We start from the raw sequence: 22,717 nt of genomic DNA on the forward strand, positions 1-22,717 counted from the left end.
GCGTGCAGATGGCCGCCCAACTGTTGCAGGAGTAATGCCAAAAAAAAGCGCCGGCCTACCGGCCGGCGCTTTTCAGAGTTTTGGGTAAGGACAAGGCAGTGTGCCAGGGCTTTTTTTGTAGCTGAAAACGTGGGCAGTTTAGTAGCCTTCGTTCTGCTGCAGGTTGGCGTTCAGGTCGCGCTCGCGCTGGGGAATGGGGAAAATCAGCTTGGGCGAGCTGTAGGGCAGGGTGCCTACCGACGCGGCGTTGCGCTTGAGGTCGTGCAACAGGAAGCCTTCGAAAGCCAGCTCCAGGTGCCGCTCGCGCAGGATAACGGGCAGGGTGAGCGTGGTGAGGGCCGGCAGTTTTGCACGGGCCCGTACGCGGTTCACATCGGCCAGCGGCGTGGCACCCAGTGTGGTACCAGCCCGGAAGTTACCCTCGGCGCGGGTGAGGTACATTTCGGCCAGACGGATGAGGTGAATGTTGCCATGAATGTTGTCGAACTTCAGGGTAAGGGCCGCGTCGGGGCCATTGCTGGTGTCGAACAGGTTCAGGCGGTCATCGGCCGCATTGTACAGGCCCAGGTGCAAATCGAGCACCGCCACATCGCCCCGGCCGTTGCTGGAGTAGAACGTGTTCAGGTCGTTGGTGCCGCTTTGGGTGGTGAGCTGAACGTCGAATACGCTTTCGCTGGTGTTGGCCTTGTTGGCAAACTCATCGGCGTAGCTAGGTACCAGCGAGTAGTTGCCGGTCTGAATCACCTTGTTGGCCTCGGCGGCGGCATCGGCGTAGCGGCCCTGTTGCAGGTACACCCGCGAGAGCATGGCCGAAGCGGCCGCGCTACTAGCAAATACGCCGTTGGAGGCGGGCAGCAGGCGCTCGGCATCCAGCAGGTCCTTGATGACCTGGGTGTAGACTTCAGCCACCGAGTTGCGCCGGGCCTGGCCCGTTACGGTGAGGGCGTTGGAGGGGTCGGTGGTATTGGTAGGCGTGAGCACCAGCACTACGCCGGGGTTGCTGGCGGGCGTGCCGTCGTTCCAAGCCTTGGCGTAGAGACGCACAAGGTCGAAATACAGCGAGCCGCGCAGGAACTTGGCCCCGCCGGCCACGGCATCGGCTTTGGAGGCGGTTACTTTGCCAAGGTTGTCCAACACCGTATTGGCCACGTTGATGGTACGGTACGCATTGGTCCAGGTGAAGGACACGAAGGAGTTATTCACCAGAATGCGCTTGTTGAAAATCTCCTTTGGCTGGCTGTAGGTGCCGCCAAACTGGATTTCACCGTTGTCGCCCAGGAAATCGGAGTAGTACTGGAAGCCACCGCCGTAGAGGTACTGGTCGCCGGCCAGCTCGTAGCCGCCTTTCAGCAGCGTTTCCACGTCGTTGGAGTTGTTGAGGGCCGTTTCGGCGGGCACCGAGTTCACGGGGGCCACGTCGAGGCGCTTGCCGCAGCCGCTCAGCAATGCCGCGCTGAGGCCGGCAGCCAGGGCCAGGGGATAAAATACCTTTTTCATATAGTTCGAACTGTCGGAAGTGAGGAAAAGAGCCCGGGCTTAGAAGCCCACATTGATGCCCACGGTGTAGGTGCGGGCTTGCGGGGCCGAGTAGAAGTCGTTGCCCTGGCCAATGTTACTAGCTTGGTAGTCGGCGTTCACTTCCGGGTCCCAGCCCTTGTAGGGCGTGAAGGTGAGCAGGTTGACGCCCGAGAGGTAGATGCGCACGCGCTCAAGCATAGCCTTACCCACCACGGCAGCGGGCAGGGTGTAGCTCAGGGTAGTCGTCTTCAGGCGCACGTAGTCGCCGTTGGAGAGGTAGCGGGTCGAGTTGGCGGTGCCATTGCCCTCAAACAGGCGGGCCTGGGGCACGTTGGTGATGTCGCCGGGCTTCTGCCAGCGGTTCAGCTGGTCGGAGGTCTGGTTGTCGAAGCCGTTGCTGGCGTTGGCGGCCTGGTACTGCCCGCCACCGTCAAAAACCTTGTTGCCGAACACGCCCTGGAACGTGAAATTCAGCTCCACTCCTTTGTAGCTCAGGGTGTTGGTTACACCACCCACCCAACGCGGGTTGGGGTTGCCCACTACCACGCGGTTGGCATCGTTGTAGTTGCTGGTCGTGCCGGCGCTGTGGTCAATGGTCGTGCTGCCGTCGTCGTTCACCTTGTTTTTCCAGTACAGGGCATCGCCGTTGTCGCGGTCCACCCCAGCATATTCCACGGTGTAGAACACGCCGATGGGCTGGCCTTCCACGGCGCGGTTCACGTAGCCGCCGTTCAGGATTTGCTTGTCGAGGTTCGTTACTTTATTCTGGTTGGTGGCCGCGTTGAAGGTGGTGGTCCAGGCGAAGGCACCCACCGCGTTGCGGGTGGTCAGCGAGAATTCCAGGCCCTTGTTTTCGAGGCTGCCCACGTTGCGGTACTGGTTCGAGTAGCCCGTCACGCTAGGCGTGAGCACCGACAGCACCAGGCCGGTGGTCTTTTTCAGATAGGCATCCACCTCACCGGTGATGCGGTTATCGAGGAAGCCGAATTCGAGGCCGGCGTCGGCCTGCGTGGTCGATTCCCACTTCAGGTCGGGGTTGCCCAGCGTTGTATTGCCCGATAATATCTCCGGCCGGATAGTGGGGCCGCCCGCGTAGGAGCCGCCCGAGTACAGGGAGCGCGAAATGAAGTCGCCAAAGCCCTGGTTGCCCGTTCTGCCGAAGCTGACGCGCGGCTTAAGCAGGCTCAGCACTTTCTGGTCGTGCAGGAAGGCTTCATCGGTCACTACCCAGCCCAGCGAAGCAGCCGGGAAGAAGCCGTAGGGGTTGTTTTTGCCGAAGCGCGACGAACCGTCAACGCGGCCGCTCAGGGTGAGCAGGTACTTGCTGGCAAAGGCGTAGTTGACGCGGGCGAAGTACGAGAGCAGCGTGCTGCCCGTGCTGCGCGACGAACCGGCGTTAATCAAACCCGCGCTGGTAATGTACTTGAAGGCATCGCTCGGAAACTGCTGGCCCGACACACTGTTGCTGTTGATGCGCCGCTCCTCGTAAGAAGTACCCACCACGGCCTCCACCGAGTGTAGCTCAGCAAAGCGCTTCTGGTAGGTCAGGAAGTTGTTGGTCGTGAAGCGGTTGTTCTGCACATAGGCATTGTAGCCGTTGCCGTTGCTGGTGAAGTCCGTGTTGCGGGCCGTGAGGCGGCCCTGGTAGGAAGTCTCGTTCTGGTTGAGCAGGTCCATGCCCAGCTCGCTGCGGAATGAGAGGCCATCTACGATTTTAAACTGCCCGTACACGTTACCCACCGTGCGGTACACCGTGGTCACAAACGAGGCGTTTTCCACGCTCAGCAGCGGGTTGTAGTACACCGGGAAGTTGGTGTTGGGCTGGCCAGTAGCCGGGTCCAGCGCGCCGCTCAACAGCCCCGTGCGGGGGTCGATAAGGGGCGTGATGGGCGACAAGGCCACCAGCTGAAGCGGCGTGCCGAAGGAGTTGTCGTTGTCGAGGCGGTTGTTTTTGGTACGGGCCAGGTTAATGTTCACGCCTAGGGTCAGGCGCTTGCTGGCGTTGTGGTCCACGTTGATGCGGGCGCTCATCTTCTCAAACTTGTTGTTGATGAGGATGCCCTTCTGGTTGGTGTAGTTGCCGGCGATGTAAAAGCGGGTTTTCTCGTCGCCGCCGTTGGCCCCCAGGTCATACTGGCTGAAGGGGGCACGCTGGAAGGCCTGGTCCTGCCAGTTGGTGTTCACGGCCGCCGTCTTGTAGTCGTCGTTGCCCGCCGAAAAGCGGCGCAGACGGGACTCGGTGTAAGCCACATAGTCGAACGAAGGGTCGCGCACGTTCTCATTGGCAGCGGCCTCACGCTCCAGCATCACATAGTCGGCCGAATTCAGGTACGACTTTTTGTGGGTGGGCTCACTCAGGCCGGTCTGGTAGCCCAGGTTGAACTTGGTGGCACCGCTCTTACCGTGCTTGGTGGTAATGAGGATAACGCCGTTGGACCCGCGCGAGCCGTAGATAGCCGACGACGAAGCATCCTTCAGAATGCTGATGGACTCGATGTCGTTGGGGTTGAGGTCGGCAATCGGGTTGGTGGGCGCCGTGGTGCCCGACTGGTCTTCCGAAGTAATGGGAATGCCGTCGATTACGTACAGCGGCTGCGTATCGCCGCTCACCGACGTAGTGCCGCGCACGCGCACCTTCACGGCCTGGCCCAGCTTGCCGCTGCCGTTCTCAATAAATACGCCGGCCGCCTTGCCCTGAATGGCCTGCTCGAACGACGTAACCGGCGTGTTGGCAATTTCCTTGGACGAAACCGTGGCCACGGAACCGGTGAGGTCGGTTTTGGACTGGGTGCCGTAGCCTACTACTACCGCTTCGCTCAGCTGCGTAGCCGCCACGGCCAGCGTCACGTTGATGGCCGTTTGGCTGCCCACCGCAATGGTCTGCGCCGTGTAGCCCACCGAGCTGATAACCAGCGTAGCCCCGGGCTTCACGCTCAGGCTGAACGAACCGTTGGCCCCGGTGCTCACGCCGTTGGTAGTACCGCGCTCCAGAACGGTAGCTCCAGGCAGGTCACCACCATCGGAGCCGGTAACGTGGCCACTAATGGCCACCGACTGCGCCCAGGCCGGAGCCGAGAACAGAACCGCCGCCGCTATCATGGCTGGTCTTATGGGGACGAATAAAGTTTGTTTCATGTCCGTGAAAAATGGTGATTAATGAACTCGAAAAAAATGGCAAAACCGTGCTCCAACCGTTTTGTTAAGAAAAACGCAACGTTTGACCCGGAGTGATGAATTGAGTTTAACTCCAACTACACGATGTTGAAACAAATATAATTACACACCTTTCTCCTCCAATAGTTTTTTATTGGGACCGTCCCCACTCTGTTGGGCACTGCCATACCTGCTACCTTTACCGTCTCAACCTTGTGCTGTCCTCGGTGCCAGCCTCGCTGATTCCCTTATTGCCTCAATGCCAACCATTCATTACCTCACCACGGCCGACGCTATTGCTACCGCCGCCGCGCATTTCGCCACCCTGCCGCGCATCGGCATCGACCTGGAATTTGACGATATGCGCCACCGTTACGGCCGCCACTTGGCACTTATTCAGGTATTTGACGGCACGGAGGTGTACCTGATTGACCCCTTGCCTCTGCCCGACATGGCCGCCGACCTGGAGCCGCTGTTTGCGGTGCTCCGCGACCCGGCCGTGGCCAAGGTATTCCACTCCTGCAAGTCGGATATCCTGCTGCTCGACGAGGTGTTCAGCGTGAATTGCCGCACCATTGTGGACACCAGCGTGCAGTTTACTTTGTTGGCCGCCGAGGATAATAACATTTCGCTGGGCCGCCTTATTCAGGCCGAACTGGGCTTCGAAGTAGATAAGGGCGAACAGAAATCGAACTGGCTGAAGCGTCCGCTCACCGAAGCCCAGAAGGAATATGCCGCCAACGACGTGCTCTATCTCTTCGAGCTTACCGACCGCCTCAGTGCCCGCCTCACCGAGTTGGACCGGGCCGACTGGGCCGCCCAGGAAAACCTGGCCCTCGAAGCCGTGCGCTACGGCCGCGACGACCCGCGCCCGTGGTCGCGCAACGCCGCTAAGTACAAGATTTCGGCCCAGGAAATGCCCATGTTCCGGGAGCTGTTTATGCTGCGCGATACCGTGGCCCGGCAGCTCGACCGCCCGCCTTACCACGTTCTCAGCAACGACCGGCTGGCCGAGCTGGCCCGCAATCCGCTCGAAACCGCGCTCCAGCTGCGCACCGCCAACGGCCTGCACCCCGAGCTGAAACGCTCGCCCTACGCCGAGCAGCTCCTCGCCATCGGCACCACCGACTTGGAGCCCGATGCGCCGCTGCCGCCCGAGCAGCGTAAGTTTCCGTTCCGCCGCCGCCTCAACGGCCCCGCTGCCGCCCGCGCCGATGCCCGCGAAGCCCTGCTTATGGCCCTGAAAAGCCACCTCACCACCGACCACGGCAGCACCATGGCCAACATGGTCCTCAGCAACCGCCTCATCGCCGACATCATCGAGCTGGGCACCGAAGCCGCCCTGCGCCCCTGGCAGCAGCAGCTGCTAAAGGGTTCGGCCGAGAAGCACGGCGAGGATTACGCGTCAATTGAGCAGCCCTTCTAAATCACTTATTACGCAGATTTAAGCGGATTCCACGGATTTTGTAGACGATTATTGCCAGTCATCCGGAGATTCATAAAGGTGTCAGGAGAACAAAAAAGGCTTGCCAATTGGCAAGCCTTTTTTGTTGATTTTAATCGACTACAAAATCCGTGAAATCCGCTTAAATCTGCGTAATCAGTGATTTAGAATTGTGCTTCCTCTGTGCTGCCCACCAAGGCGGCGGTGCTGGTCTGGTTGCTGGTCACCACGTTTTGCACGGCGTCGAAGTAGCCGGTGCCTACGAATGACTGGTGCTTCACGGCCTGGTAGCCGTCTTTGGCCAGCGCAAATTCGCGCTCCTGCAGCTCCGAGTAGCCGGCCATGCCGCGCTGGCGGTAGGCCTGGGCCAGCTCAAACATGCTGGTATTGAGGGCGTGGAAACCGGCCAACGTGATAAACTGGAACTTGTAACCCATGGCGGCCAGCTCCTCGCGGAAGGTTTCCATCTGCTCCACGCTCAGCTTGGAGGCCCAGTTGAACGACGGCGAGCAGTTGTACGCCAGCAGCTTGCCGGGGAATTGGGCATGAATGGCTTCGGCAAACTTGCGCGCATCGTCCAGGTCGGGGTGCGAGGTTTCCATCCAGATGAGGTCGGCGTAGGGTGCATAGGCCAGGCCACGGGCAATACCGGCCTCAATACCGCAGCGGATGCGATAGAAGCCTTCGTTGGTCCGTTCGGCCTCCTGCAGGATGAAGGGCTGGTCGCGGGGGTCTACATCGGCGGTGAGCAGGTCGGCGGCATCGGCATCGGTGCGGGCTACGATGAGCGTGGGCACGCCCAGCACGTCGGCGGCCAGGCGGGCGGCCACCAGCTTGTTGATAGCTTCCTGGGTGGGCACCAGCACTTTGCCGCCCAAATGCCCGCACTTCTTGGCCGATGAGAGCTGGTCTTCGAAATGCACGCCGGCCGCCCCGGCCTCAATCATCATCTTCATCAGCTCAAAGGCATTCAGATTGCCACCGAAACCGGCCTCGGCATCGGCCACGATGGGCGCGAGGTAGTGAATGTCGCTCCGGCCGTCGAGGTGCTGAATCTGGTCAGCGCGCAGCAGAGCGTTGTTGATGCGGCGCACCACGGCCGGCACGCTGTCCACGGGGTATAGGCTTTGGTCGGGGTACATGTGGCCGGCGCCGTTGGCATCGGCCGCCACCTGCCAGCCGCTGAGGTAAATGGCCAGCAAGCCCGCCTGCACTTCCTGCACGGCCTGGTTGCCGGTGAGCGCGCCCAGCCCGGCCACGTACTCGCGGGTGTGCAGCAGGTCCCAAAGCCGCTCGGCACCCTGGCGGGCCAGCGAGTACTCGATGTGCACGGAGCCCTGCAGTTTCACCACATCCTCGGGCGAATAAGGGCGCTGGATGCCAATCCAGCGGGGGTTGTGGGCCCAGTCGAGGGCGATTTCGGCGGCGCGTTGGGGTTGGGTTTTCATGGGGCCTGAGATTAGGTTGGTGGTGGGTTAGGTTTGGGCAAAGGGATACCGGGCTGCCCATGGGGCGGCTTTTTTATGAATTTGATGGGATTGTGGCGCGGGCGGGTCACCTCACCCCCCGGCCCCCTCTCCCGCGGAGAGGGGGAGCCTGACGATTATCACCCAGAGCATTTCCGGTGCCCCCTCTCCACGGGAGAGGGGGTCAGGGGGTGAGGTGAAGTCGTCTGGCGAGGCTACGCCAGCTGCTCGTAGGCCGGCACGGTCAGGAATTCGATGAACTGCTCGCTCATCACCAGCTTATCAAAAAGCCGGGCAGCATTCACGAAATGGCCTGTTGAGTAGGCCTCCTCTCCTACCTGCGCCTTGATTTTCTCCAGCTGGCCGGGCACCAGGCCCCGGTACAGCTCCGTGGTGACGGGGCGGCCATCGGTCAGCACGGTACCCGGCGTGTGCAGCCACTGCCACACCTGCGCCCGGCTAATTTCGGCCGTGGCAGCGTCCTCCATCAGGTTGTAAATCGGCACGCAGCCGTTGCCCCCCAGCCAGGAGGCAAGGTATTGAATGGCTACGTCGATGTTCAGCTTCAAACCATCCTCGGTGATGCTGCCGGTGGGGGCTTGCACCAAATCGGCGGCCGTTACGTGCACATCCAGGCGCTTGTTCTCGATTTGGTTGGGACCGGGCATCAGGCGGTTGAAGACTTCCAACGCCACCGGCACCAGGCCGGGATGGGCCACCCAGGTGCCGTCGTGGCCGTTGGTGGCTTCGCGGATTTTATCCTGCCGCACCTTTTCCAGGGCTGCGTCGTTGGCGGCAGGGTCGTTTTTGATGGGAATCTGGGCGGCCATGCCGCCGATAGCGTGCACGCCCCGGCGGTGGCAGGTTTGCACCACCAGCGCCGAATAAGCGGCCATGAAAGGCACGGTCATGGTTACCTCGGCGCGGTTGGGCAGACGGAAATCGGGGTTCAGGCCCAGCCGTTTGATATAGCTGAATATGTAGTCCCAGCGCCCGCAATTGAGGCCCGCGCTGTGCTCGCGCAGCTCATATAGGATTTCATTCAGCTCGAAGGCGGCCGGTAGCGTTTCAATCAAAACTGTGGCTTTGATGACGCATTTCGGCTGTTTCATTGACCACTGAGCGAAGCCGAACACGTCGTTCCACAGGCGGGCTTCGAGGTGGCTTTCGAGCTTGGGCAGGTAGAAGTACGGCGCCGTGCCCCGGGCGCACAGCTCGTGGGCGTTGTGGAAATAGTAGAGGCCGAAATCGAGCAGCGAGGCGCTGATGGGCTCGCCATCGACCAGAATGTGTTTCTCGACCAGATGCCAGCCGCGTGGGCGCACCATGAGCACGGCGGTTTTCTCGTTCAGCTTGTACTCTTTGGTGGGCGTGCTGAGGGAGATGGTACGGCGCACGGCATCGCGCAGATTAATCTGGCCCTCGATGACGTTGTCCCAAGTGGGCGCGTTGGAGTCCTCCAAATCGGCCATGAACACGCTGGCCCCGGAGTTCAACGCATTGATAATCATCTTCCGCTCCACGGGGCCGGTGATTTCCACGCGGCGGTCGAGCAGGTCAGCGGGCAGCGGGGCTACGGTCCATTCCTGCTCGCGGATGCGCTGGGTTTCGGGCAGAAAGTCTGGGAGGATGCCGGCCTCAAAATCGGCCTGCCGCTCGGTGCGGCGGGCCAGCAGGGCCTGCCGCGTGTGGTCGAAGCGGCGGTGCAGCTCGGCCACGAAGGCCAGGGCCGAGGGCGTGAGGATTTCGGCAAACGCCGGGGAGTATGCGCCGATGACTTTCACCCGCTCGGGAGTGAGGTAGGTGGGCGCTGGGGTGGGGGCAACGTCGGTGAAGGTCATTGTTTTAATGTGAGAAGGTGAGAATGTGGAAATGAGAAAACGACTTCGTTCAGTCTTCCTCTCGCGGCTCGTGCATGACAACCGATACAAACATAACGAAGCGAATTTAAATATCTAGCGAATATTCGCTAAAGTTACAGAATTTGCTTCCTCGCTTACCTTTGTTAAAAAGCTGGCTTCGTTGCGAAACGCTTTCCTTTCGGCTTAAAACGGCTTTTTACGGCGGCAGGCATTTGCTAATCTAACCAAAAGGAATTTCTCATATTTCCGCATCCCCCACATTTTCAAATCAAAAAATGCTCAATCACGGCCAGGTCGTCCGCCTCATTTTTGGTCTGAAGCTGCGCGAGTTGCGGCAGGAGCGCAGCCTGAGCCCGGCCGAGCTGGCGCGGGTCTGCGACGTGTCGGTGAGCTACCTCAACGAGATTGAGAAGGGCAAGAAGTACCCCAAAGCCGACAAGATTCTGAGCCTGAGCAAGGCCCTGGACGTGCGCTACGACCAGCTCACCTCGCTGGAGCTGCCGCGCAGGCTGGAGCCCATCGGCGAGCTGCTGAACTCCAAGATGCTGAAGGAGTTTCCGCTGGAGATGTACGGCCTGGAGCCGGCCCGCATCATCGAGCTGATTGCCAACGCCCCGGCCCGGATGAATGCCTTCATCAGCACCATCTTCGAGATTGCGCGCAACTACGAGATGCGCCAGGAACACCTGTTTCTGGCCGCGCTACGCTCGTTTCAGGAGATGCACGACAATTACTTCGAGGACCTGGAGCAGGACGTGCGCGCCTTCGTGGGCAGCCACCAGCTGAGCACCGCCGCGCCGTTCGACCTTAGCCAGCTGGAGCGCGTGCTGACCCAAGAATACGGCTACACCCTGGACCGCGAAACGCTGGGCCGGCACGCCGTGGCCACCCAGGCCCGACTGCGGAGCGTATTTCAGCCCAAAACCCGGCGCCTGCTGCTGCGGCCGGGCCTGAGCCGGGGCCAGCAGGCGTTCGTGCTGGGCCGCGAGGTGGCGTTTAACTACCTGAAGCTGACGGAGCGGCCTTACGTGAGCAGCAGCCTGCAGGTGAGCTCCTTCGATGAGGTCCTGAACAACTTCAAGGCCTCCTATTTTGCCGGGGCGCTGCTGATGGAGGAGGAAAGCCTGCTGCGCGACGTGAAGAAGTTTTTCGGGGCCAAAAAGTGGCAACCCGAGCTGCTGCTGAACCTGATGACGCAGTACGACGTGAGCCCCGAGATGTTTATGCAGCGCCTCACCACGCTACTGCCACGCCATTTTGGGCTGCAAAGCCTGTTCTTCCTGCGCTTCGACCAGACCGACGCCAACGCGCCCTACGAGCTGACCAAGGAGCTGCACCTGGCCCGCCTGCACAACCCCCACGGCAACGAGCTGAATGAGCACTACTGCCGCCGCTGGGTGAGCCTGCGCCTCCTCGATGAGGCCCGCGCCCTGCCCCTGCCCGACACCGCTGCCGCCCCCGTGACAGTGGCCGGCGCGCAAAAGTCCCGCTATTTCGGCACCGACGACGAGTACCTCTGCTTCACACTGGCCCGCGCCGGCACCCCTACCCAGATGGCCCTAAGCGTGACCGTGGGCCTGCGCTGCGACGACAACCTGAAGTCGCACATCCGCTTCCTGGCCGACCCGGCCCTGCCCTTCCGCATCGTGAATGAAACCTGCGAGCGCTGCCCTATCGAGGATTGCGAGTCGCGGGCGGCGGCCCCCACGGAAATCGTACGGCTGGCCGAGCGGGCAGCGTTTGAGGCCGCCGTGGCGGAGCTGGTGGCGGGGTAGCGGCACCTCACCCCCGGCCCCTCTCCCGCGGAGAGGGGAGCCTGATGACTTTGTTTCGTTTGTTAACGACTGGCTCCCCTCTCCCCAAGGAGAGGGGCCGGGGGTGAGGTGACCCGGCCGCGCCGCCCTAACTTTACCCATCCAACCGCCAACATCCTTTTGCCCAAGCCCGCCCGCCGCCTTCTCCCCTATTTAATAGCATTGCTGCTGCTCCTAGCCGCCGCCGGCTACGCCGTGTGGCGTGTGGCCTACCGCCCCAACGTCACGGCCTTCGCCGAAGGCCCGGCCTACCTCTACATCCGCACCGGCACGGGCTACGCGGCGGTGCTTGACTCTTTGCAAAAGCATGAGCTGCTACTGGAACCGACCACTTTCCGCTGGGTGGCCGAGCACCACGACTACCCCACCCACGTACTGCCCGGCCGCTACCGGCTGGACCCCGGTATGGGCAATATCGACCTGGTAAAGATGCTGCTGTTTGGCCGGCAGGATACGGTGAAGTTCGAGCTAAAGCCCTTTCATTACCTCGACCAGCTGCCGCGCAAAGTATGCGGCCGGCTCGAAACCGACTCCTTTAAGCTGGAGCTGCTGCTGGGCGACAACGAGGGCCTGCAACGACGCTACCACCTCGATACCTGTACTATTCGCACCATGTTTATCCCGGGGCAATACCGGCTGCTGTGGAACACCAGCGCCCCGGTTTTTCTCGATTCGGTGGCCGCCCGCTACCGGCGCTTCTGGACGCCGCAACGCCAGGCCCGGGCCGATTCGCTGAAGATGACCCGTGTGCAGGTAAGCGTGCTGGCCAGCATCGTGCAGCGCGAAACGGCCCAACCCACCGACAAGCCCCTCATTGCCGCCGTGTACCTCAACCGCCTGCGCAACGGCCAGCCCCTGCAGGCCGACCCCACTCTGCTCTGGCCCCTGCACGGCTTGGGCACCCGCAAGCGCGTACTGAACGTGGACAAGAAAGTGGATTCGCCCTACAACACCTACCGCCACAAGGGCCTGCCGCCCGGCCCCATCACCACGCCGCTGCCGGGCTCGCTGCTGGCCGTGCTCAAGCCGGCGCACAACCAGAACCTGTTCTTCTGCGCCCGGCCCGACGGCAGCGGCTTCTCCGACTTTGCCGAAACCTACGCCCAGCACAAGCTCAATGCGCGGCGCTACCAGCACCGGCTCGACAGCCTGGGGGTGAAGCGCTGAAAAAATCCCTGCGCCGCCAACCAGCTTTTTGCTGAACTAAAACCCGCTCCTCCAAACACTCCGCGCTGGGCTTGAGCACTTCACAGCACCTGCGCAGGGCAGCCCGGCGCGACTGTGGCAGTGGTGGTCGCATTTCATTTCTTAATGTGGGCCACGGGCCGGGGGCTGGGCTGCTACCGGCTGGCTGTGTACATTTGTTTCCCAATTTTCCGCAAAACCGCCCGTATGCGCCAACCTCTTCTTTTTCTGATTCCTGTCTTCTGTGGATTAACGGCTTCGGCCAGCGGATATGACAGCGGCCCGCAGGGTGCCCGGGTACTGGGCCTGGGCGGGGCCAGCACGGCCTACATCAACAGCATTGCCAGCCTGAGCACCAATCCCGGCCTGCTGGGCCAGTGGGCCGACTCCCTCACCCGCATCAGCATTGGGGGCATGGGCCAGATACGGCGCGCCTCCTTTGTGGGGCAGGACACCTACCAGCGCACCGACCAGGACCTGGTGGTGCAGCCCGGCGGCTACCTCTACGCCACCCACGCCCTGAACAAGCGCGTGGCCCTGGGCCTGGCCATCACCACGCCCTACGGCTACCACACCAAGTGGCCCAGCACCTGGGAAGGCCGCTCCGTAATTCAGGAAAGCCAGCTCAATACCTACTTTGTGCAGCCCACGGTGGGCATCCGGCTCAACGACAACTTTAGCGCCGGCGTGGGCTTTGTGTACGCGTTTGGCAAGTACAGCCAGCGCAGCGCCCTGGGCCAGTACGACGACCAAGCGGCCCAGACCCAGCTTAGCGCCAGCGGCTCGGGGTTTGGGGTGAATGCGGGCCTGTACGGCCGCAGCGGCGACAACCTGTCCTTCGGCATCAGCTACCGCAGCAGCGTGCAGCTGAAAATGAACAACGGCACCCTCACCACCACCGGCGTGCCCGCCCGCGATGCCGGCCTGGCGCCGGCCGCGTCGGCCTTCACCACGCGCATCACCATGCCCAGCACGCTTTCCGTGGGCATCGCCGACCGCATCACCAAGAAATTGCTGCTCACCTTCGATTTCTCGCTGAGCGGCTGGAGCTCGGTCGATTCGCTGAAGCTGAACGTGGCCGCCACGGGCAACACCCCCGCCCGCACCCAAAGCAGCGTGCGCCGCTACGAAGACGCCCTGAGCTTTCGGGTAGGCACCGAGTACCAGGTGAACCCCAAGCTGACTGTGCTCGGCGGCTTTCACTACGACGAGACGCCCGTGCGCGACGAGTACATCAACCCCGAGTTTCTCGATGCCAACCGCCTGGGCGTATCGGCCGGCCTGAGCTACCAGCTCAGCTCCCGCCTGGCGCTGGAGGCGGCCTATGCCTTCGACTACAGCCAGCTGCGCACCGCCCGCGTGGCCCCCACCAACGCGAAGGTGTCCAACGTAGCCGGTACCTACCGCATGGCCGTCAATACGGCCTCGGTAGGCATTGCGGTGGCCTTCTAAGCCTGCCATCGGCTCCGCACCCCCTCATTCTGCATTTTCGATTTCGATTTCCGCGATGAAGCATTTTTCTTTTACGCTCCCGGGCCGCGCTGCTTATGTAGCCGCCACCGCGCTGCTGCTGAATGCCTGCGCTCCGGCCCAGGATACCCCTACTCCCACCGCTGCCCTTAACCTGAGCCGCTACCTGGCCGTGGGCGACACCTACACGGCTGGCGTGAGCGCGGGCGGCCTCACCCGCGCCAGCCAGCAGTATTCTTTCCCGAACCTGCTGGCACAGCAGTTTCAGGGCATCTCGGCCGGGGCGGCCTTCACCCAGCCGCTGCTGGAAGCGGGCTCGGGCACCGGCTACCTCAACTTTGTCGATTTTACCGCCTCAGGGTTGGCGCGCACCACCCGCGTGGCCGGGCAGGCCTTCCGGGGCAACCTCATCATCACTCCCGGCACCTGCGGTACTCCCGACACGACGCGCCTGCTGACGCGCGCTGCCACGGCCAGTGCCCTGCCCCAGAACCTGGGCATTCCCGGCATCACCCTGGCGCAGCTGGAAACGGTGGGCCTGGGCAACGAGGTCAACGCCAAGCCTGGCACGCCTTTCAACCCCTATTTTGAGCGCCTGCTGCCGGCCGCCGACAGCCGTACCTACCTGCAAGCCGTGACCGACGCGGCCGCTACCGCCACCTTCTTCACCTATTTCCAGGGCCTCGACGACCTGATGCCCTACGTGCGCAGCGGCGGCCAGTGCGGAGCCAATCCGGCCGCGCTGCCCAGCATCACCGTTATGCGCAACAATGCCCGCAAAGTGCTCGACCGCCTCACGGCCAAAGGCCAGCCGGGTGTCATCATCCGGCTGCCGGCACTCACGAGCCTGCCGTTTTTGCGGGCCGGCCAGGGCCTTAGCCTGCAGGCCCGCCTGCAAGCCAGCTTTGGCGATACCGCCCGCATTTATATCGAAGACCCGATTGGCCTGCGTGGGGCCCAGCCCATTACCAACGGCGACTATGTACTGGCCACGGCCATTGCCCGCATTGGCCGCCCTACGCCCGTGGTAGTGAACGGCGCGACGCTGATGCTGCCCTACGGCCGCGACAGCCGCAATCCGGTGCGCGACGCCGACGTACTCGATAACTCCGAAGAGCTGAGCCGGATTGCGGGAGTGATGAGTAGCTACAACAATGAGCTTGACCGCCTGGCCAGTACCATCTACAAATTGCCCATCCTCACCCCTTCGGCCAGCACCAGCACGCTGGATTCGGAAGTACTGCTTTTTAATCAGGTAGCCGGTACTATTTCGGTGGCCGGCGTGCAATACTCATCGGAGGTGGTGCGGGGCAATTTCTTTTCGCTGGATTACTATACCCTCACGCCGCGCGGCAATGGGCTGCTGGCCAATACCATCATCGCCGCCCTCAACCGCGCCTACCGCACCAAAATCCCGGCTATCGACGTGAACAAGCTGCCGGCAACGGCGCAATAGCGTTGGCACGACGGGTTGAGCCCATTTATTCAGCCGAAAAAATCTCCGTGGTTAAGCCCTCCTTTGAGGAGCGGACCACGGAGATTTTTCGTTGGTACAACATCCAGCTCATTCTTAAGCGGCTTTCAGCCTGATGTATGGCCGATTGAATAAGGTACTGCACTAGCTTGGAAAGCACTCTATTTCAGACGGTACAGCCGCAGGGGCAGCGAGTCGGCCCGGGCGGCCTGCCAGGCGGCTAGGGTTTCGGCGTAGCCCAGCCCCGTGTATTCGGAATGCTCCAGAAACAGCAGCGGCTGCTGAAGCGCCGGCTCAGGCCAGCCCGCCACCGGGCGCTGGGCCTGGAGCGAATCGAACCGGGCCACCCCCGTTACATGCCGGTAGCCATCGAGCAGCACGTACTGCACGCCCTGGCGTCGCAGGGCCGGCAGCTCGCGCTCGTCGGTGATAACGGTCAGGGTTTGCTGCTTATCGAGATAGGGCGCCAGGCCCAGGCTCACGGTGCTGGCTACGCGAGTGGCCCCGTGCTGCCGCAGCCACGCCGCCACCTGCGGGTAGTGCGTGGGCAGCGGCGCATACAGCTCGCGCTGAATACGGAAAATATTCTGGCCCACTGCGGCCAGCAGCACCCCGGCCAGCGCCCAGCCGGGCAGCATGCGCCGGCCGCTCAGCACGGCCAGCGCGGCCAGCGGCAGGTAGGCAAAAAACAGCCCCCGGGGCGCTTTCACCAGCAGCGACATGCCGGCCAGCAGCAAGGCAGCCCACACCAGCAGGTAGGGCAGCACTTTCCAGGCGCGCGCCTGGCGCTGCAACCGGCCGGTCCATTGCCGCAGCACCAGCCCGCCCGCCAGCCCTAGCCCCAGCAGCAGGAGCGGCGACTCGAAGCTGAGCAGGTAGCGCAGATAATAGGTAAAATCGGGGTGCAGGGCGGCTTGCCGGCCCGCCAGGTTGGGGGTGTTGGGGAAGGCAATAAGCACGTAGAAAGCTGGCCAGCGGTACCAGGGCAGGCCATTCAGCCACCCCAACGGGCACAGCAGCACGTAAGGCAGCGCCAGAATGCCCAGCACCCGCCACCACACGCCGGGCCGCCGCCACAGGCCATCGCGCTGCCACACTTCCAGCACCGCCAGAATGGGAATGGTGAGCAAAAATTTGTGGTCCACGCTCAGGCCCAGGGCCAGCCAGGCGGCTACGTGCGGCAGCGAGGCAGCTTGTGGCCGCTGCAAACGCGCCAAGTGGCTCCGCAGCAGGCCCGTGAATAGAATCAGGTTGAGGGAGCTCATGGTGAAGTCGCGCCCCGAGAACGTGAGCAGCAGGGAGGTGCCGCCCAGCAGCGTCAGGCCCGCCGTTTCGGGGCCGGAGAGGTTGGCCTGCCGGCTTACCCAGGCCACAAAGAAGCCCAACCCCGTTATCCCCAGCAGCGCATTGATGGTTTGAAACGCCAAAAACCGGTGCGTGAACCCCACTACCGGCAGATAAACCAGGGAAAATGCCGGGCTGCCGTGATGAAAGAACTCGGAAAAGTCGCCGTGCGCCAACCGCTGAATTATCTGCCAGTTGTGTACCGAATCAAAGTCGAGCCCCCCGGTTTCGGGTAGCCGCCAAAGCCGGCTGATGGCCACCAGCAGCAACGCCCCCAGCAGCCACCAGCGGCGGCTGGCAGATATGGGGGCGTTATTTGCGGAAGCAGAGGTAGTCATGGGCAGATTGGTGCGAAGGTCGGTACGCCCGGCGCAACATTCGGCTTCATTTCCCACTTTACCCGTTTCACTTTAGAAAATATGCGTCTCGTTATTCAGCGCGTCAGCGAAGCCTCGGTCACCGTTGAGGGCCAGATTACGGGCCAGATTGGCCCCGGCCTGCTGGTGCTGGCCGGCTTCGCCCCTACCGATAACACGGCCTCGCTCACCTGGATGTGCCGCAAGCTGGTGCAGCTCCGCATTTTCGGTGACGACAATGGCCAGATGAACCGCAGCGTGCAGGACATCAGCGGGCAAGTGCTGGTGGTGAGCCAGTTTACGCTCCTGGCCGATGCCCGCAAGGGCAACCGCCCCAGCTACATCGGGGCGGCCCCGCCCGCCGTGGCCGAGCCGCTGTACGAGCAGTTTGTGGCGATGGTGGCCGCCGAGCTGGGCCAGCCCGTGCCCACCGGCATCTTCGGGGCCGATATGAAAGTCCGCCTGCTCAACGACGGCCCGGTAACCATCGTGCTCGATTCTCCGGCTTAACCTCTTTCCCCTAACCCGCACCCATGACTATTGCAGAAGCCCAGAAAACCGTTGATACCTGGATTACCACCACCGGCGTGCGCTATTTCAACGAGTTGACCAACATGGCCATCCTCACGGAAGAAGTGGGCGAAGTAGCCCGCCTCATCTCCCGCCAGTATGGCGAGCAGTCGTTCAAGGAATCGGATAAAGGCCGCGAGCTGGGCGACGAGCTGGCCGACGTGCTGTTCGTCGTCATCTGCCTGGCCAACCAAACCGGCGTCGACCTCACCGAGGCCATGACCCGCAACCTGGCCAAGAAAACCCAGCGCGACAGCCAGCGCCACCAGAATAATGAGAAGCTGAAGTAGCTGCTTGCATTGTCCTCATGAGCGCAGCGAAGGACCTTATCGTGCTTGCATCGATTGCCCTATGGCAAACCGTTCCAACACAATAAGGTCCTTCGCTGCGCTCAGGATGACAGATACCTTACTCCAATACCAACCGGTCCTCCTGCCACAGGGGCAGTACGTCGGCGTAGGAATCAATCTGCAGGCAGAATTCAAAGTCCTTGCTGGCTTCCAGTGAGTTGAGCCGCCGGACGTGGGCCGACTGCAACAGATACGCCGATAAATCAGCCTTGCCCTGCTCCCACAGGTGCAGCGCGGCCAGCGTGGCATCGGAGCCATGCACGTCAAAATCCGGGGCCAGCCGTTCGGCCAGCGCACCGCCATACACGGTGTCTTCGAGGCAAAACTGGCCTTTCCAGCCGGCGCACACCACCAGCACATCGCGCTGCTGGCGCCGGGCAAACCCGGCCACGGCGGCCATATTCAGGAAGCTGCCCACTACCACGGCCTCAGCGGCCAGCGAGCGGCGCAGGGCCGCCGTGCCGTTGGTGGTGCTGATGGTGAGGGAGCGGCCGCGCACCGGCCGGGCGGCGTCCAGAAAGCCGAAGGGCGAGTTGCCCAGGTCGAAGCCGGGAGCAGCCAGGCCGTCGCGCTCGGCGGCGGTCAGGCTGCCGTGCTGCTGGCCGTAGGCAGCGCATTCTTCCAGCGAAGCCACCGGAAAAACATGCGTAACCCCTTCGCCCAGCGCCGTAACAATGGTGCTGGAAGCCCGCAGAATATCCACGATAACGGCCACTTTGCCGCGTAAGTCATACAAGGGCAGCAGCTCGGGCGAGAAGCAAATATCTAGTTTGGGCACCTTTTCAGTTAAAAGTTAAAAGTTGAGAGTTAAAAAGCAGCGGCCAAAAGTTGAGCCGTCAGTCTTTTTAACTCTCAACTTTTAACTTTTAATGCTACTCCTCCGTGCCTTTGGTGAGGGGCAGCTTGCTGATGGTGGCGGGCAGATTTTTGCCGCGAATCTGGACGAAGATTTGGGTGCCGGGCGCTGCCAGCTCGGTTTTCACGTAGCCCATGCCAATGCCTTTGCTGAGCGAGGGCGACTGCGTGCCGCTGGTGACGTCGCCAATTTTCTGGCCGTCGGCATCCACCAGCTCGTAGTGGCCGCGCGGGATGCCGGTGCCGTCCATCACGAAGCCCACCAGCTTTTTACTCACCCCGGCTTCTTTCTGCTTTTTCAGGCTGTCCGAGTTGGTGAACTCCTTGGCAAACTTGGTAATCCAGCCCAGGCCAGCTTCCAGGGGCGAGGTCGTATCGTCGATATCATTGCCATAGAGGCAGTAGCCCATTTCGAGGCGCAGCGTGTCGCGGGCACCCAGGCCGATGGGCTTGATGCCGTAGGGCTGGCCGGCAAGCATGATTTTATCCCAGACCATCGCGGCGCTTTCGTTGGGAATGTACAGCTCGAAGCCACCCGCGCCGGTGTAACCAGTAGCCGAGATAATGACATCGGGCGCACCGGCGAAGGCGCCCTGCACGAAAGAGTAGTACGGAATGGTGCTCAAATCCACGTCGGTGAGCGCCTGCAGGGCGGCCTGCGCCTTCGGGCCCTGCACGGCCAACAGGCTGGTGCGGTCCGAGATGTCTTCCATCTCCACGCCCTGCGTGTTGTGCTGCTTAATCCAGTTCCAGTCTTTCTCGATGTTGGACGCATTGACTACCAGCAGGTAATCTTCATCGGCCAGCTTGTACACCAGCAAGTCGTCCACAATGCCACCGTCGTTATTGGGCAGGCAGGAATACTGGGCTTTGCCGTCGGCGAGCTTGCTGGCGTCGTTGCTGGTCACGCGCTGAATGAGGTCGAGGGCCTGGGGACCGCGCAGGCGAAACTCGCCCATGTGCGACACGTCGAACATGCCCACGGCGCGGCGCACGGTGTGGTGCTCGTCGAGGTCGGAAGAGTAGCGCACCGGCATGTCGTAGCCGGCAAAGGGCACCATTTTGGCACCCAGCTCGCGGTGCTTACTATCGAGGGTAACGGTTTTCAGGGAAACGGTCATGTATTGGACGGGTTAGCGGATGGGTGGGTAGGTGAATTGCGCTGCAAAGGTGGGGCAAAAAAGAAAAGCCGCTTCGGTAGGAAGCGGCTTTTTTAGTAGCGCGAACTTTGTAGTTCGCGTCCCTGAACGGTTTTAATGGCGTGGGGACGCGAACTACAAAGTTCGCGCTACTGCTACATTATATCGTCACAACCCAGTTGTGCACGTCGGCACCTTCGCCGGTACGGATGGCATCCAGGGCAGCCCCCACTCGCTTCGAGAACGCATCGGGGCGCACGGCGGGAAGCTCGTAGTCGTGGCCCTCGTAGCCGATAACGGCAATGGGCGCAATAGTAGCAGCCGTGCCCACGCCGAAGGCTTCCTCCAGCGTACCGGCCTCCAGGGCCTCAATAATTTCGCGGCTGCTCACCTTCCGCTCCTCCACCGTCAGGCCGAAGTCGCGGGCCAGTTGCAGGACGCTGCGGCGGGTGATGCCGTCGAGAATGCTGGTGCTGAGGGCGGGCGTAATCACGCGACCATCAATCACGAAAATGGCGTTCATCGTGCCGGACTCCTCCACGTAGCGGTGCTCCGAAGCATCGGTCCAGATGAGCTGGTTGTAGCCTTCCTGCTGGGCCAGCTTGGTGGGGTACATGGCCGCGCCGTAGTTGCCAGCGTTTTTGGCGTAGCCCGCGCCACCTTCGGCCGAGCGCACGTATTTCTGCTCGAAGCGTACGCGCAGCGGCTTGCTGTAGTACAGGCCCACGGGGCAGGTGAAAATCACGAAGCGGTATGCCTCCGACGGCCGCACGCCGATGAAGCCATCGGTGGCAAACATGAAGGGCCGGATGTAGAGCGAGCTGCCCGCAAACGTGGGCACCCAGCCGGCATCAAGCTTGATAAGCTCACGCAGGCCCTGCATAAACAGCTCCTCCGGGATGGTGGGCATGCACATGCGCTCGGCCGAGGCATTGAACCGGGCCCAGTTGTCGAGGGGGCGGAACAAGGCCACGCCGCCATCAGCTTGGTGATAGGCCTTCATGCCTTCAAAAATGGCCTGGCCGTAGTGCAGCGCCGAGTTGGCGGGGCTCACCGAGATATCGCCGTAGGGCAGAATCTGAGCGTCTTGCCACTCGCCGTCACGGTAGTCCACCACGAACATGTGGTCGGCGAAAGCTTTGCCGAATTCGAGGTTCCCAAAGTCCTGCGAGGCCAGCCGCGGGGCGGTGGTTACCTGCGTGTGAATCGAAAGAGTGTCTATCATAAGAAAGCGGTTACGGGTACGCGTGGGTGGGATTTTCCGAGTACGGAATTGGAGAGCGTGTGGGTAATTTAAACGGGTATTATACGGCTGGCAAAGGTCGTTATGCTGTACGTGGCGGAAGCATGACGACTACTTTGCTGTAATGGTATTGAGCCTGAATGGGTTCACATCCGGGCCTGCCAGGTCACTTCTTCCACGCCCAGCTCGTGGGCCATGGCCCGGCTCAGCACAAACAGGAAATCGGACAGGCGGTTCAGGTACACCACCACCAATTCGGCCACAAAAGCATCCTCGGCCAGGTGAATAACGAGGCGTTCGGCGCGGCGGCACACGCAACGGGCTACGTGCGCATGGCTCACGGCCGGGTGCCCGCCGGGCAGAATAAAGGCGCGCAGCTCGGGCAAATCGAGGTTCAGGCGGTCCATTTCGTCTTCCAGCAGCGTCACATCGGCGGCGTGCAGGTCGGGCAGCTTCATCTTCGACTTTTCCGGGTCGGCGGCCAGGGCCGAGCCGATGGTGAACAGGCGGTCCTGAATTTCCTTCAGCAGCGGCCGGCGGCCGGCATTCACCTCCTGGTCGCGCACCAGCCCGATGTGGGAGTTCAGCTCATCTACCGTGCCGTAGCACTCAATGCGCAGGCTGCTCTTGGGTACGCGGGTGCCGCCAATGAGCGAGGTAAGGCCTTTATCGCCGGTTTTAGTGTATATTTTCATTTGGCTTGATTAGTCTGTTAAAACGTCATGCTTCGCTGCGCTCTGCATGACGTTCTTTTTAGTGGCCAACCACGGCATGCTTCATAATATCGTGGTTGATTTCATCCGTTTCCACCAACCCATCGCGCAGGCGCACAATGCGGTGAGCGTAGCGGGCGATATCCTCTTCGTGCGTCACCATGATAATGGTATTGCCTTTATCATACAGCGCCTCAAACAAGTCCATGATTTCGTGGCTGGTTTTTGAGTCGAGGGCACCGGTAGGTTCGTCGGCCAGCAGCACGCTGGGGTTGTTGACCAAGGCGCGGGCAATGGCCACGCGCTGGCGCTGGCCACCGCTCAGCTCGTTGGGGCGGTGCGAGGCCCGGTCGGCCAGGCCCACGGCGCGCAGGCTTTCGAGGGCGCGCTCGGTGCGCTCGCGCTTGCTCAGGCCGGCATAGATGAGCGGCAGGGCCACGTTGTCGAGGGCGCTGGCGCGGGGCAGCAGGTTGAAGCTCTGGAAAACGAAGCCGATTTCCTTGTTACGCACTTCGGCCAGCTGGTTGTCACTCATCCGGCTCACGTCCTGCCCATTGAGGATGTACTGGCCTTTGGTGGGCGTATCGAGGCAGCCAATGATGTTCATCAGCGTTGACTTGCCCGAGCCCGACGGCCCCATAAACGCCACGTACTCGCCACGCGGAATTTTGATGGTAACCGAACGCAGCGCGTTGATTACCTCCGCGCCCATCACATAGGATTTGGCGATGTCAGTGGTTTCAATAACGTTCGGATTCATG

General features: G+C 61.8%; 17 protein-coding genes. 7 read left to right on the forward strand and 10 right to left on the reverse strand.

Translation table 11 applies throughout. From position 1 onward, the window contains the following. Positions 1-138: 138 nt before the first annotated feature. Positions 139-1,497, reverse strand: coding sequence for a RagB/SusD family nutrient uptake outer membrane protein (locus tag HBN54_RS03520; protein WP_168671784.1), 1,359 nt, complete (start codon positions 1,495-1,497; stop codon positions 139-141). Between the two features lie 39 nt (positions 1,498-1,536). Beyond that, a complete protein-coding gene (locus tag HBN54_RS03525) occupies positions 1,537-4,653 on the reverse strand; it encodes a SusC/RagA family TonB-linked outer membrane protein (RefSeq protein WP_235955381.1) in 3,117 nt (1,038 codons plus the stop codon). Between the two features lie 277 nt (positions 4,654-4,930). Here HBN54_RS03525 and HBN54_RS03530 point away from each other — a divergent pair, with 277 nt between their 5' ends. Next, positions 4,931-6,097: a ribonuclease D gene (locus tag HBN54_RS03530; protein WP_168671785.1), complete on the forward strand. Its 1,167-nt coding sequence runs from the start codon at positions 4,931-4,933 to the stop codon at positions 6,095-6,097. A 182-nt stretch (positions 6,098-6,279) separates the two neighbouring features. Here HBN54_RS03530 and aceA read toward each other — a convergent pair whose 3' ends face one another. Together aceA and aceB are read right to left on the reverse strand one after the other, a co-directional pair. Then, positions 6,280-7,563 (reverse strand): isocitrate lyase, encoded by a 1,284-nt coding sequence (aceA, locus tag HBN54_RS03535; protein ID WP_168671786.1) that lies wholly within the window; start codon positions 7,561-7,563, stop codon positions 6,280-6,282. Between the two features lie 233 nt (positions 7,564-7,796). Then, positions 7,797-9,422, reverse strand: coding sequence for a malate synthase A (gene aceB / locus HBN54_RS03540; RefSeq protein ID WP_168671787.1), 1,626 nt, complete (start codon positions 9,420-9,422; stop codon positions 7,797-7,799). Positions 9,423-9,718: 296 nt separating this feature from the next. Between aceB and HBN54_RS03545 the strand changes: the two genes are divergently transcribed. The 4 genes from HBN54_RS03545 (at position 9,719) to HBN54_RS03560 (ending at position 15,368) form a co-directional block, all read left to right on the forward strand. Then, a complete protein-coding gene (locus tag HBN54_RS03545; protein ID WP_168671788.1) occupies positions 9,719-11,218 on the forward strand; it encodes a helix-turn-helix domain-containing protein in 1,500 nt (499 codons plus the stop codon). 201 nt (positions 11,219-11,419) lie between these two features. Next, positions 11,420-12,424: an endolytic transglycosylase MltG gene (gene mltG, locus HBN54_RS03550; protein WP_210427938.1), complete on the forward strand. Its 1,005-nt coding sequence runs from the start codon at positions 11,420-11,422 to the stop codon at positions 12,422-12,424. Between the two features lie 225 nt (positions 12,425-12,649). Continuing rightward, complete coding sequence (locus HBN54_RS03555) at positions 12,650-13,894, forward strand: OmpP1/FadL family transporter (RefSeq protein ID WP_168671790.1); 1,245 nt, start codon at positions 12,650-12,652, stop codon at positions 13,892-13,894. Between the two features lie 55 nt (positions 13,895-13,949). After that, on the forward strand, positions 13,950-15,368 hold the full coding sequence (locus HBN54_RS03560; protein WP_168671791.1) for a hypothetical protein: 1,419 nt from the start codon (positions 13,950-13,952) through the stop codon (positions 15,366-15,368). A 179-nt stretch (positions 15,369-15,547) separates the two neighbouring features. Here the strand turns inward: HBN54_RS03560 and HBN54_RS03565 are convergent, their stop codons facing one another. Beyond that, positions 15,548-17,068 carry a hypothetical protein gene (locus HBN54_RS03565; RefSeq protein WP_168671792.1) on the reverse strand — a complete coding sequence of 507 codons (1,521 nt, stop codon included), beginning with the start codon at positions 17,066-17,068 and terminating at the stop codon, positions 15,548-15,550. An 81-nt stretch (positions 17,069-17,149) separates the two neighbouring features. Between HBN54_RS03565 and dtd the strand changes: the two genes are divergently transcribed. Together dtd and HBN54_RS03575 are read left to right on the forward strand one after the other, a co-directional pair. Further along, positions 17,150-17,596, forward strand: coding sequence for a D-aminoacyl-tRNA deacylase (dtd, locus tag HBN54_RS03570; RefSeq protein ID WP_168671793.1), 447 nt, complete (start codon positions 17,150-17,152; stop codon positions 17,594-17,596). Between the two features lie 23 nt (positions 17,597-17,619). After that, positions 17,620-17,946 (forward strand): nucleotide pyrophosphohydrolase, encoded by a 327-nt coding sequence (locus tag HBN54_RS03575; RefSeq protein WP_168671794.1) that lies wholly within the window; start codon positions 17,620-17,622, stop codon positions 17,944-17,946. Positions 17,947-18,064: 118 nt separating this feature from the next. On the opposite strand, the gene HBN54_RS03580 is transcribed toward HBN54_RS03575, so the two are convergent. From HBN54_RS03580 to HBN54_RS03600, 5 genes are all read right to left on the reverse strand, one after another. After that, a complete protein-coding gene (locus tag HBN54_RS03580; protein WP_168671795.1) occupies positions 18,065-18,784 on the reverse strand; it encodes a 2-phosphosulfolactate phosphatase in 720 nt (239 codons plus the stop codon). A gap of 94 nt (positions 18,785-18,878) precedes the next feature. Beyond that, a complete protein-coding gene (gene gcvT, locus HBN54_RS03585) occupies positions 18,879-19,982 on the reverse strand; it encodes a glycine cleavage system aminomethyltransferase GcvT (RefSeq protein ID WP_210427939.1) in 1,104 nt (367 codons plus the stop codon). Between the two features lie 178 nt (positions 19,983-20,160). Next, positions 20,161-21,225 carry a branched-chain amino acid aminotransferase gene (locus HBN54_RS03590; protein WP_168671796.1) on the reverse strand — a complete coding sequence of 355 codons (1,065 nt, stop codon included), beginning with the start codon at positions 21,223-21,225 and terminating at the stop codon, positions 20,161-20,163. Between the two features lie 164 nt (positions 21,226-21,389). Further along, positions 21,390-21,938, reverse strand: a complete 549-nt coding sequence (locus HBN54_RS03595) for a cob(I)yrinic acid a,c-diamide adenosyltransferase (RefSeq protein ID WP_168671797.1) — start codon at positions 21,936-21,938, stop codon at positions 21,390-21,392. Positions 21,939-21,996: 58 nt separating this feature from the next. Continuing rightward, entirely contained in the window at positions 21,997-22,716 is a 720-nt protein-coding gene (locus tag HBN54_RS03600) for an ABC transporter ATP-binding protein (protein ID WP_168671798.1), read from the reverse strand. Between the last annotated feature and the right edge of the window lies 1 nt (position 22,717).

The organism is Hymenobacter artigasi, assembly GCF_012275535.1.
Classification (GTDB): Bacteria; Bacteroidota; Bacteroidia; order Cytophagales; family Hymenobacteraceae; genus Hymenobacter; species Hymenobacter artigasi.

Excerpts from the sequence above, each read along its gene's own strand:
- HBN54_RS03520 (WP_168671784.1), bottom strand. The coding sequence starts at position 1,497 with ATGAAAAAGGTATTTTATCCCCTGGCCCTGGCTGCCGGCCTCAGCGCG.
- HBN54_RS03525 (WP_235955381.1), bottom strand. The coding sequence starts at position 4,653 with ATGAAACAAACTTTATTCGTCCCCATAAGACCAGCCATGATAGCGGCG.
- HBN54_RS03530 (WP_168671785.1), top strand. The coding sequence starts at position 4,931 with ATGCCAACCATTCATTACCTCACCACGGCCGACGCTATTGCTACCGCC.
- aceA (WP_168671786.1), bottom strand. The coding sequence starts at position 7,563 with ATGAAAACCCAACCCCAACGCGCCGCCGAAATCGCCCTCGACTGGGCC.
- aceB (WP_168671787.1), bottom strand. The coding sequence starts at position 9,422 with ATGACCTTCACCGACGTTGCCCCCACCCCAGCGCCCACCTACCTCACT.
- HBN54_RS03545 (WP_168671788.1), top strand. The coding sequence starts at position 9,719 with ATGCTCAATCACGGCCAGGTCGTCCGCCTCATTTTTGGTCTGAAGCTG.
- HBN54_RS03555 (WP_168671790.1), top strand. The coding sequence starts at position 12,650 with ATGCGCCAACCTCTTCTTTTTCTGATTCCTGTCTTCTGTGGATTAACG.
- HBN54_RS03560 (WP_168671791.1), top strand. The coding sequence starts at position 13,950 with ATGAAGCATTTTTCTTTTACGCTCCCGGGCCGCGCTGCTTATGTAGCC.
- HBN54_RS03565 (WP_168671792.1), bottom strand. The coding sequence starts at position 17,068 with ATGACTACCTCTGCTTCCGCAAATAACGCCCCCATATCTGCCAGCCGC.
- dtd (WP_168671793.1), top strand. The coding sequence starts at position 17,150 with ATGCGTCTCGTTATTCAGCGCGTCAGCGAAGCCTCGGTCACCGTTGAG.
- HBN54_RS03575 (WP_168671794.1), top strand. The coding sequence starts at position 17,620 with ATGACTATTGCAGAAGCCCAGAAAACCGTTGATACCTGGATTACCACC.
- gcvT (WP_210427939.1), bottom strand. The coding sequence starts at position 19,982 with ATGACCGTTTCCCTGAAAACCGTTACCCTCGATAGTAAGCACCGCGAG.
- HBN54_RS03590 (WP_168671796.1), bottom strand. The coding sequence starts at position 21,225 with ATGATAGACACTCTTTCGATTCACACGCAGGTAACCACCGCCCCGCGG.
- HBN54_RS03595 (WP_168671797.1), bottom strand. The coding sequence starts at position 21,938 with ATGAAAATATACACTAAAACCGGCGATAAAGGCCTTACCTCGCTCATT.
- HBN54_RS03600 (WP_168671798.1), bottom strand. The coding sequence starts at position 22,716 with ATGAATCCGAACGTTATTGAAACCACTGACATCGCCAAATCCTATGTG.